The organism is Stenotrophomonas sp. RS-48 (assembly GCF_030053245.1).
Taxonomy (GTDB): domain Bacteria; phylum Pseudomonadota; class Gammaproteobacteria; order Xanthomonadales; family Xanthomonadaceae; genus Stenotrophomonas; species Stenotrophomonas maltophilia_P.
Map to the genome: position 1 here is coordinate 42,131 of NZ_JASGBV010000004.1, position 9,863 is coordinate 51,993.

At 65.6% G+C, this 9,863-nt stretch carries 9 protein-coding genes and 1 pseudogene; 2 read left to right on the forward strand and 8 right to left on the reverse strand.

The window, feature by feature from the left end; translation table 11 throughout:
- From QMZ25_RS01085 to QMZ25_RS01120, 8 genes are all read right to left on the reverse strand, one after another.
- Positions 1-1,263, reverse strand: a complete 1,263-nt coding sequence (locus QMZ25_RS01085) for an ABC transporter ATP-binding protein (RefSeq protein ID WP_053516984.1) — start codon at positions 1,261-1,263, stop codon at positions 1-3.
- Entirely contained in the window at positions 1,260-2,054 is a 795-nt protein-coding gene (locus QMZ25_RS01090; protein WP_111186692.1) for an ABC transporter permease, read from the reverse strand. The genes QMZ25_RS01085 and QMZ25_RS01090 overlap by 4 nt, the downstream gene beginning before the upstream one ends.
- Before the next feature lie 37 nt (positions 2,055-2,091).
- Positions 2,092-3,390, reverse strand: coding sequence for a glycosyltransferase family 4 protein (locus tag QMZ25_RS01095; protein ID WP_283218994.1), 1,299 nt, complete (start codon positions 3,388-3,390; stop codon positions 2,092-2,094).
- A gap of 8 nt (positions 3,391-3,398) precedes the next feature.
- Positions 3,399-4,571, reverse strand: coding sequence for a cystathionine gamma-synthase (locus QMZ25_RS01100; protein WP_065175355.1), 1,173 nt, complete (start codon positions 4,569-4,571; stop codon positions 3,399-3,401).
- A 123-nt stretch (positions 4,572-4,694) separates the two neighbouring features.
- The gene (locus QMZ25_RS01105; protein WP_053516986.1) at positions 4,695-6,065 is read right to left on the reverse strand and encodes a pyridoxal-phosphate dependent enzyme; all 1,371 of its coding nucleotides are present in this window, start codon (positions 6,063-6,065) and stop codon (positions 4,695-4,697) included.
- 304 nt (positions 6,066-6,369) lie between these two features.
- Positions 6,370-6,606, reverse strand: a complete 237-nt coding sequence (locus QMZ25_RS01110; RefSeq protein WP_053516987.1) for a YdcH family protein — start codon at positions 6,604-6,606, stop codon at positions 6,370-6,372.
- Positions 6,607-6,930: 324 nt separating this feature from the next.
- Positions 6,931-7,815 carry a hypothetical protein gene (locus QMZ25_RS01115; RefSeq protein ID WP_283218995.1) on the reverse strand — a complete coding sequence of 295 codons (885 nt, stop codon included), beginning with the start codon at positions 7,813-7,815 and terminating at the stop codon, positions 6,931-6,933.
- Positions 7,812-8,177: a DUF4398 domain-containing protein gene (locus QMZ25_RS01120; RefSeq protein ID WP_065175358.1), complete on the reverse strand. Its 366-nt coding sequence runs from the start codon at positions 8,175-8,177 to the stop codon at positions 7,812-7,814. Before QMZ25_RS01120 ends, QMZ25_RS01115 begins: the two co-directional genes overlap by 4 nt.
- A 121-nt stretch (positions 8,178-8,298) precedes the next feature.
- Between QMZ25_RS01120 and QMZ25_RS01125 the strand changes: the two genes are divergently transcribed.
- Positions 8,299-9,426: a PilT/PilU family type 4a pilus ATPase gene (locus tag QMZ25_RS01125; RefSeq protein WP_053516991.1), complete on the forward strand. Its 1,128-nt coding sequence runs from the start codon at positions 8,299-8,301 to the stop codon at positions 9,424-9,426.
- A gap of 131 nt (positions 9,427-9,557) precedes the next feature.
- A pseudogene (locus QMZ25_RS01130) lies at positions 9,558-9,863 on the forward strand (biotin synthase); the annotation flags it as partial.

The window sequence follows — 9,863 nt, forward strand, 5'->3', positions numbered from 1 at the left end:
TCAGTCCGCCTGCACACCATCGGCCGATGCGCGGCTGCGTTCGACGCTGAAGGCAGCATCAAGCCAGTTCGATCCGATGAACGTGGTCCTGTCGGCATTCATCACGTCGAACACCAGCAGGTTGTCCACCCACTCGAAGTTGTCGACCATGTGCGTTTCGGTGCTGACCAGCGCCGGCGACACCGAGTAGGAACCCGGGCCCAGCGTACAGGTGAAGTCCAGGTGGTAGACCACCTGTTCTCCGCCCCGTACATCACGCTGGACCTGACCGGTATGCCAGGTGTTGCTGCCCCAGATGATGTGGCCCTGCTTGTCGCGCAGCATGAACCCCAGTACCAGGCTGGGCAGGTCGGCACTGACCTGTGCCTTCAGTTCAAGCCGGAGCTTCTGGCCAACGGTTGCCAGCTTGACCTCCTGGCTGCTTTCGCCATCGAGCAGTCGCAGCGATTCCACGCGGGCCTGGCCGGTCCCGCTCCGGGTAGTCACCCAGCCGGATTTGCCACGGCGCTGCTCGACCGCAAGCGTCTCGTTTTCCTTCTTCGCGATCAGCGCGTTGTAGAAATCGATGACCTCGTCCGGCTCGCCATCCTTCAGCACTCGTCCCTTGTCCAGCAGGATCGCGCGGTCGCACAGTGCCTTCACGTCGCTGAGGCTGTGCGAGACCAGCATGATCGACGTGCCCTCCTCGCGGAAGCGACGCATGCGGTCGAAGCTCTTGTGCTGGAAGTAGCTGTCGCCGACCGACAGGGCCTCGTCGACGATCAGCAGGTCCGGGGTGAATGCAGTGGCGACGGCAAACGCCACGCGCACCTGCATGCCGCTGGAATAGGTACGCACGGGCTGGTCGAAGTACTCGCCCACTTCGGCGAAGGCCTCGATCTCCGGCATCGCGGCTTCGATCTGCTCCTGCGAGTAGCCCATCAGGCCTGCGGAGTGGAACGCGTTCTGGCGACCGGTGAGGTCGGGGTTGAAGCCCATGCCCAGCTCGAGAATCGCCGCAACGCGGCCGGTCCGCGTCACCTGGCCCTCGGTGGGCTGGGCGGTTCCGGTGATGAGCTTGAGCAGGGTGCTCTTGCCCGCGCCGTTCTGGCCGATCACGCCCACGGCTTCGCCGGGCGCGATGGTGAAAGACACATTGCGCAGCACCCAGTTCTCTTCCTTGGGCCGCGTCGGCACACCGAACCAGCGGGCCGCGCGCAGCCACTCACTCGTCCAGACACGATACGCCTTGCCGACGTTGTCGACCTTCAGTTCACCACTCATAGCGCATCCACCATTTCCGGGCTGGCACGACGGAACATCACCAGCGAAGCCAATGCCAGCACCACCGTGGCGATCATCAGCCACAACAGGTCACCCCAGACCGGCGGCTTGTCGAACAGCAGCACGTTCTGGTAGCTGGTAACCAGCGGCAGCAACGGGTTGAGCCGGAAGATGGCCTGCACGCGCTCGGGCAGAATGGTGATGTGGTAGACGATGGGGGTCAGCCAGAACAATGCCTGCAGGACCACCGGGACGACCTGGCCGATATCGCGCATGAACACGTTGAGCACGCCCAGCAGCAGGCCCAGCGCCATCGAGAAACTCAGCGTCAGCAGCATCAGCGCCGGCAGCCACAGGGCCTCGGCAGTTGGCATGTGGCCCATCACCGCGAACACCGCGAAGATCGCCACCAGCAGCAGCACGTTGTTGACCAGCATCGTGCCACCGGCGATGAACGGCAGGCAGATGCGGGGGAACGACATCTTCTTCATCAAGTTGCCGCTGTCGACGAACAGGTTCACCGACTTGCCGATGGTCTCGGAGAACATCGTCCAGCACAGGGTGCCGGACATCAGGTACAGCGCGTAACCGTACTTGTCATCGATGCCCGGCAGCTTGGCGGCCAGCACCTCGGACAGGATCGTGGCGAAAATCAGCACCTGCATCAGCGGGTGGATGATCATCCACAGGGCGCCCAGGCGGCTGCGGATGAAGCGCAGCCGCAGCTCGTTCTTGATCGAGGAAAAAATGAAATAGCGGTAGTTCCACAGGGCTTTCAGCATACCCAGCATGTCGAATCCTCGTGCCCGGTGGGGGTGGTTCTTGGGTTCATCGGTCGTGTCGTTCCAAAGACTGCAATCGAGCGCGCATGGCCGTTGCGGCGGCCTGCAGGCTCATGGTTTCCAGGATGTCGCTGCGTGCCTGCACGCCGATCCGCTGCGCCAGGCCCGGTTCACGGGCGAGCCGGCGCATCCACGCTGCCGCGGCCGGCACGTCGGCCTCGGCCCAGGTGCCGCCATCGGCGAAGGGATACTCCCCCGGGCGGATCGGCACCGTGCGGAACGGCACCAGGCAGCTGTTGCCCTCGTTCATGAAATCGAGATTGCCCGACCAGGCGGTGGCGATCACCGGCTTGCCACGGGCCATGCTCTCGGCCAGTCCGAGCCCCAGCCCTTCCGCGCGGTGCAGCGAGACATAGGCATCGGCAGTTTCCTGCAATGCGTGCAGCTGCGCATCGTCGAGCACCTGGTCGCGTACCAGGATGCGCGGATCGCCGGCAGCCTGCTGCATCAGCTCGCGCAGCCGCTGCGGATGGCGGAAGCCGTTGCTGCACTTCATCACCAGCTGCACGTTGTCCGGTGCGCCATCGAAGGCCGCGCGGAACGCCGCCAGCACCGCCCACGGATTCTTGCGGTGGATCGACGAATTGAAGTCGAAGCTGCACAGGAACACGAACGCGTCGTCGTCCAGGCCGAAGCTGGACCGGGACAGGTCCGCGCCGGGCTGCGGCACGATCGGATGCGGAATGCGCACCACCGGCTTGTCGGTCGCGCGCCGGAAGGCATCCTCGACGAAGCGGGTGGAGACCCAGACTTCGTCGACCTGCTCCAGCGTTCGCTGCCATGCGGCCGGCACGGTATCCAGTTCCCAGAACCAGAACGCGATGGTGTAGGTATCGCGCGGCAGGCGGGGCGCCAGTTCACCGAACAGGTCCGGATTCACGAATACCAGGTTGAAGGGATAGGGCGCGCCCCGTCCGAGCTGGCCGGACAGGCTGTGGTCATTGCACGCATGCGGGATGCGGAGGGCGGCATCGTTCACCGCAACCGGATATCCCTCACCCAGCAGGGCCCGGGCATACATCCGTGCCGTCTGCCCCAGGCCGAACTGGCCGTGGATGTAGCCGTACAGATTGACGCCGGGCCCCAGGGTGGGATCGGTCGGCGGGAAGACCAGCGTTTCACCGCGCGCGTCGCCAGCGGCCGGTGCGGGCAGCGTGGGGAAACGTGCCTGCTCCAGTCCGCGGGCAAGCCACCAACGGCGCAGCCCGCCCAGGCGGGCGCGCAGGGCGTGGACGATGCGACGTGGCGCCCGCCTCCCTCCCCGGCTTTCGTCGTTGCTGGCCATGGTGCGGCTCAACCCAGCGCCCGTTCCAGGTCCAGCTGCAGGTCGCCCAGGTCTTCCACCCCCACGCTCAGGCGCACCAGCGCATCGCTGATGCCCAGCTGCTCGCGGCGCGCGACCGGGATCGACGCATGGGTCATCACGGCAGGATGGTTGACCAGGCTCTCCACGCCGCCGAGCGATTCGGCCAGGGTGAACAGCTCGGTCTTCTCGCAGAAGCGCTTGGCCGCCTCGAAACCGCCCTTGAGGACGATCGAGACGATGCCGCCGTAGCCGCCCATCTGGCGGGTCGCCAGGTCGTGCTGCGGGTGCGAGGCCAGGCCGGGGTAGATCACCTTGTCCACCGCCGGGTGCTTTTCCAGCCATTGGGCCAGGGCCAGCGCGTTGGCGCAGTGCGCCTTCATGCGCAGCGGCAGGGTCTTCAGGCCACGCAGGGCCAGGAAGCTGTCGAACGGCCCCTGCACGCCCCCCACCGAGTTCTGCAGGAACGCCATCTGCTCGGCCAGTTCGGCGTTGTCGCCGACCACGACCATGCCGCCGACCATGTCCGAATGCCCGTTGAGGTACTTCGTGGCCGAGTGCAGGACCAGATCCGCACCCAGCTCCAGCGGACGCTGCAGCATCGGTGAGGCGAATGTGTTGTCCACCACCACGATCAGGCCGTGGCGCTTGGCGATGGCGGCGACCGCGGCGATGTCCACGATCTTCAGCATCGGGTTGGTCGGGGTTTCGATCCACACCATGCGCGTGGCCGGCGTGATCGCAGCCTCGAACGCGGCCAGGTCGGTCAGATCGACGAAGCTGAAGTCCAGCCCGGCGGTACGACGGCGCACGCGCTCGAACAGGCGGAAGCTGCCGCCATAGATGTCATCCATCGCCACTACGTGGCTGCCGGCGTCCAGCAGTTCGATCACGGTCGAGCTGGCGGCCATGCCGGAAGCAAAGGCGAAACCGCGGGTTCCCCCCTCCAGCGAGGCGACGCAGCGCTCATAGGCAAAGCGGGTCGGATTGTGCGTACGCGAGTATTCGAAGCCCTGGTGCTCGCCCGGGCTGGACTGCGCATAGGTCGAGGTGGCGTAGATCGGCGGCATCACCGCACCGGTGCTCGGATCGGGCGACTGGCCGCCGTGGATGGCCAGGGTGGCCAGGGCGAGCGCGCGATCCTGGGAAGAAGCGTTGGACATGTTGATTCCTGATGGGCACCGGTGGACGGTGCCGTCGAAGGAGCGGAAGTCTATCAGCGCGGCCTTAACAACCTTTGACGCGAATAAACGTGAATTCAGCTGCGATCGTCTGCGATCTTCGCGTTACTGAACGCGACGCCGCAGGTAGTTGAGCAGATCGATCCGGGTGATCAGGCCGAGGAAGGCATTGCCGTCCATGACGATCGCCACCTGGCCACGGTCGAACACGGGCAGCAGGGCTTCGATCGGCGACTTCACGTCCAGCCGGTCCAGCTTGCTGACCATGGCCGTGGCCACCGGATCCCGGAAGCGCGCCTCGTCGCCGTAGACATGCAGCAGCACGTCGCTTTCATCGACGATGCCGACCAGCTGGTCGCCCTCCATCACCGGCAGCTGCGAGACGTCGTACAGCTTCATCCGCTGGTAGGCGGTGGTCAACAGATCATTCGGGCCGATCACGACGGTGTCGCGCTGGCCGTACGGGCGCAGGATCAGGTCGCGCAGGTCGCCGTGCTGCGGGCGCTCAAGGAAGCCGTTGTCCAGCATCCAGTAGTCGTTGTACATCTTCGACAGGTACTTGTTGCCGGTGTCGCACACCAGCACCAGCACCTTCTTCGGCGTGGTCTGCTCGCGGCAGTACTTCAGTGCGGCGGCGAGCAGGGTACCCGTGGAGGAGCCACCGAGGATGCCTTCCTTGCCCAGCAGTTCGCGTGCGGTGTGGAAGCTCTCGGCGTCGCTGATGGCATAGGCCTTGGTGACACGGCTGAAATCGGAGATCGAGGGCAGGAAATCCTCGCCGATGCCTTCCACCAGCCAGCTGCCCGACTTGTCATTGAGCACGCCATCGTTGATGTACTCGGCCAGGATCGACCCGACCGGGTCAGCCAGCACCAGCTCGGTCTTCGGCGACAGCGTGGCGAAGGCGCGCGACAGGCCGGTCATGGTGCCCGAGCTGCCGCAGCCGAACACGATGGCGTCCAGATCGCCGCCCATCTGCTCCAGGATCTCCGGGCCGGTGCCGAATTCGTGGGCGGCCGGATTGTCGGGGTTGCCGAACTGGTTGATGAAGTAGGCGCCCGGCGTCTGCTCGGCAATGGTCTTTGCCAGATCCTGGTAGTACTCCGGGTGGCCCTTGGCCACGTCCGAGCGGGTCAGACGCACTTCAGCGCCCATCGCCTTCAGATTGAAGATCTTTTCCCGGCTCATCTTGTCGGGAACGACCAGGATCAACTTGTAGCCCTTCTGCTGGGCGACCAGGGCCAGGCCCAGTCCGGTGTTGCCCGCGGTGCCCTCGACCAGCGTCGCGCCCGGCTTCAGGTCCCCGCGCTTCTCCGCTGCCTCGATCATCGACAGGCCGATGCGATCCTTGATCGATCCACCCGGGTTGGCGTTCTCGAGCTTCAGATAGAGCTCGCAGACACCGGTGTCCAGGCGCTGGGCCTTGACGATCGGGGTCTGGCCAATGAGTTCGAGGACGGAAGAATGGATGGGCATTCGCAGGACTTTCGGTTCGCGCCACACAGGGCCGGACAGATGATTATCCGACGGATGGCGCTGAAAGTCAGGTCAGTCCGGGCATGGGCGCGACGCTGCCGGAAAAGGGATGCGGACGGCCCCGGATCGACGAGGAGACCGGTACCGTCCGCATCGATGAGACAGGGACGTGCGGGCCAAGGCACCACCGCCTGTGGTGCCTTGGCGCGGCCGCCGTCATCGGCGGTACCGCGACGCCAGGGCGCGAGCGCCTGGCCGGGCCTTCTGTGGCCGGATCACGCCGTTCCGGGCGTGACGAGGTGCGTCACAGCGTGGCGGACGTCGTTGGGAGCGGTGTTTCGTACATTCGCAGAAGTCGTTGCTTGGCCAGCAGCTTCTCACGCTTCATGCGACCCAGGGTGACATCATCGATCGGGAGTACACCCAACTCCGCGTCCATGCACTTCTTGTTCAACTTGCGGTGCTGGTCATGGAGTGCCCTGAACTCCGGATCACGCGCGCGACGTGCGTCGATCTCGCTCTGGGGCTGATCTTCAAACATGATGGACCTCCTTCGACAGATACGCGAACGCCCCGGCCGCAAGGCACGGGGCGTTGTTCATGGAGGAGCGCCGTTCGATGGCTGCATGGGTGCGCACAACGACCTGCGGCACTGGCCTGCGCACGTCGGTCTGCTGCGGTTCGCGCCCTGCTTGCATCGGCCCGGCCCTCCCATCGTCCGGTCCGCGGCATTGCGTCCCGGACGATTGACCCTACGCCTGCTCCGGGCGGGGTACAAGACCCCTGCGACAAAAAGACCGAACCCCGCCGGGGCGGGGTTCAGGCTGAATGCTCAACGCAACGAAAAACAAACAATATCAATCAATTACGGGGCGATGATGACCTCGGCCGAGCGCGCCCGGGTCGACGCCGCCTTCTTGCCGCTGATCTGGATGCGGTTGCTGGCGACACCGCCCGCCACCAGTGCATCACGCAGCGCCTCGGCGCGCTTCTGCCCGACGCCGTTGGCGCTGTCGTAGGCCTCGATGCGCAGCCGGCCCTTCTTGCCGATGTTCAGGTACTCGGCCAACGCCTTGGCCTGGTTGCGCGCCCCGGCGGACAGACTGGAGCCGCCCGCTCCGAAAGCATCACCGGCGAAGGTGAAGACCTCGCCGCGTCCGTCGAACTTCGAGCCCGGCAGCTTCTGCCCGGACACCAGCTCGGCCTCCTCGCGGGCCAGTTTCGCCGCATTCTGCTGGGCCGCGCTCAATCGTTGCTGCTGCTTGCCGGCCACGCTGGTCAGGGCGTTCTCGGCGTCCTGCCGTGCCAGCGTCTCGGCCTCGGCAGCCTGACGCAGGCGTTCAGCTTCCTCGGCCTGCATCTGCGCCTGCATGCGCAGCTGTTCGGCCTCCTGGCGGGCGCGGGCGGCATCGCGGCGGCTCGCCTCGATCAGCAGGTCACTGCGGGTCCGCTCGAGCCGATCGACCTCACGGGCGGCCAGGGCCGCGCGTACGGCGGTCTCGGCGATCTCGACCCGGCGCTGGGCCAGGTAGGTCGCCAACTCCTGGTCGCGGCGCTTGGCCTTGTCCAGGTTGGCAATGGCCTGCTGGGCCTGCATGCGCTCGAAGGCGCCCAGTTCGGCGGTGTCCGGATTGGCCTGGATGGCCATCAGGCGCTGGCTCAGCTGGGCCACCACGGGGTTGTCGGCCGCCAGGGCAAGGGTCGGCAGAGCCAGCAGTACGGCTAGGGTTGCGGCGTTCACGGGTTTCACCGGCGGTCCTCCCCGGTCGAGAGCTGGCGCTGCAGCTGGTTCACCTCGTTGCGGCGCAGCTGCAGCTGCGCGGTGGCAGTGGCCTCCTCGCTGCGGGCGCGGGCCAGGTCGGCATCGGCCGCCGCGCGCAGGGCCATGGCCGGGGCATTCTTGCGTTCGCGGCGATCGCCAGCGGCGCGCTGCGCCTGCTCCAGGCCCTGCCGGGCCAGATCGATCAGGTCCGGCGCGTACTGGTCGGCATCGGCCTGGGTGGCCTTGTCCACCGCCTGCCGGGCCTGGGCCAGTTCCAGCGCACCGTCCTGCGCCCAGACGGGGGCAGACAGTGCGAATGCAAACGCCATCACATACAGGCCGTGGCGCATTCGTGCGAAGCTAGGTCGTTTCATTGGGGAGGCCGTACCGGTTGTCGGTTCACGGCCATTGTCGTCAAGCCAGCGCCGTGCTTGCAACGGGCGCCGGCAGTTTCGTTGGGGAAAATTCGCGATGGATATCGGCTACTTCCTGAAGCTGATGACCGAAAAGAACGCCTCGGACATGTTCCTGACCACCGGAGCACCGGTCTACATCAAGATCGAGGGGAAGCTTTATCCGCTGGGCAACACCGGCCTGCCGCCCGGCATGGTCAAGAAGATCGCCTATTCGCTGATGGACGAGGGCCAGGTGCCGCAGTTCGAGCGCGAGCTGGAGCTCAACATGGCCATCGCCCTGGCCGATGCCGGCCGTTTCCGGGTGAACGTGTTCAAGCAGCGGGGCGAGGTGGGCATGGTCATCCGCGCCATCCGCAGCCGGATCCCGAGCATCGAGGAGCTGAACCTGCCGCAGGTGCTGAAGGACGTCATCATGACCCCGCGCGGGCTGGTGCTGGTGGTGGGGTCCACCGGTTCCGGCAAATCGACCTCGCTGGCGTCGATGATCGACCATCGCAACAGCACCACGACCGGACACATCCTCACCATCGAGGATCCGATCGAGTACCTGCACAAGCACAAGATGTCCATCGTCAACCAGCGTGAAGTGGGGCTGGACACCCATGCCTTCCACAATGCGCTGAAGAACGCGATGCGCGAGGCACCGGACGTCATCCTGATCGGCGAGATCCTGGATGCCGAGACGATGGAAGCGGCCATCGCCTTCGCCGAGACCGGCCATCTGTGCCTGGCCACGCTGCATTCCAACAATGCCGACCAGACCATCGAGCGGATCCTCAACTTCTTCCCGGAAAGCGCGCACAAGAACGTGCTGATGAACCTGGCGCTGAACCTGCGTGCGGTGATCAGCCAGCGCCTGGTGAAGAACAAGGACGGCCGCCGTCTTCCAGCCACCGAGGTGCTGATCAACACCCCGATGATCCGCGACCTGCTGCGACGCGGCCAGGTGCACGAGATCAAGGCAGCGATGGAAGCCTCGCTGGAAGAAGGCATGGAGAGCTTCGACCAATGCCTGTTCCGGCTCGCCAAGTCCGGCGTGATCGAGCAGGAGGAAGCCTTGCGCGCTGCCGATTCGCGCGACGGCCTGGCGCTGAAGTTCCGCCTCTCCGAAGGCAGCAGCGGCGAGCACGACCCGTACGCCGACTATTCAGCAGGCCAGCCGAGCATCACCCACGGCTTCTGATCCACCCCCGCCGGGCCATGCCCGGCGGGGGTGCCAGTGCATCGGTAGCGCCGGGCCATGCCCGGCGGCAGATCCTGAAGAGTTCAGGGGCTGTCTCACCCAATGAGACAGCCCCTGCGTAGCGTGCCGCCATGGACACCCTCCGCAAGCTGGCCATTCTTGCCGACGCCGCCAAATACGACGCCTCCTGTGCTTCCAGCGGGTCCGGCAAGCGCGACTCCCGGACCAGCGGTGGCATCGGCAGCACCGAGGGCATGGGCATCTGCCACAGCTACACGCCGGACGGCCGCTGCGTGTCCCTGTTGAAGATCCTGCTCACCAACTTCTGCGTCTACGACTGTGCGTACTGCATCAACCGCGTCTCCAGCAACGACGAAGTTCTCGGCCTGGTTGCTCAGATCGTCCAGCGTGCTCTTGTCGTACACGTGTTCGATGAA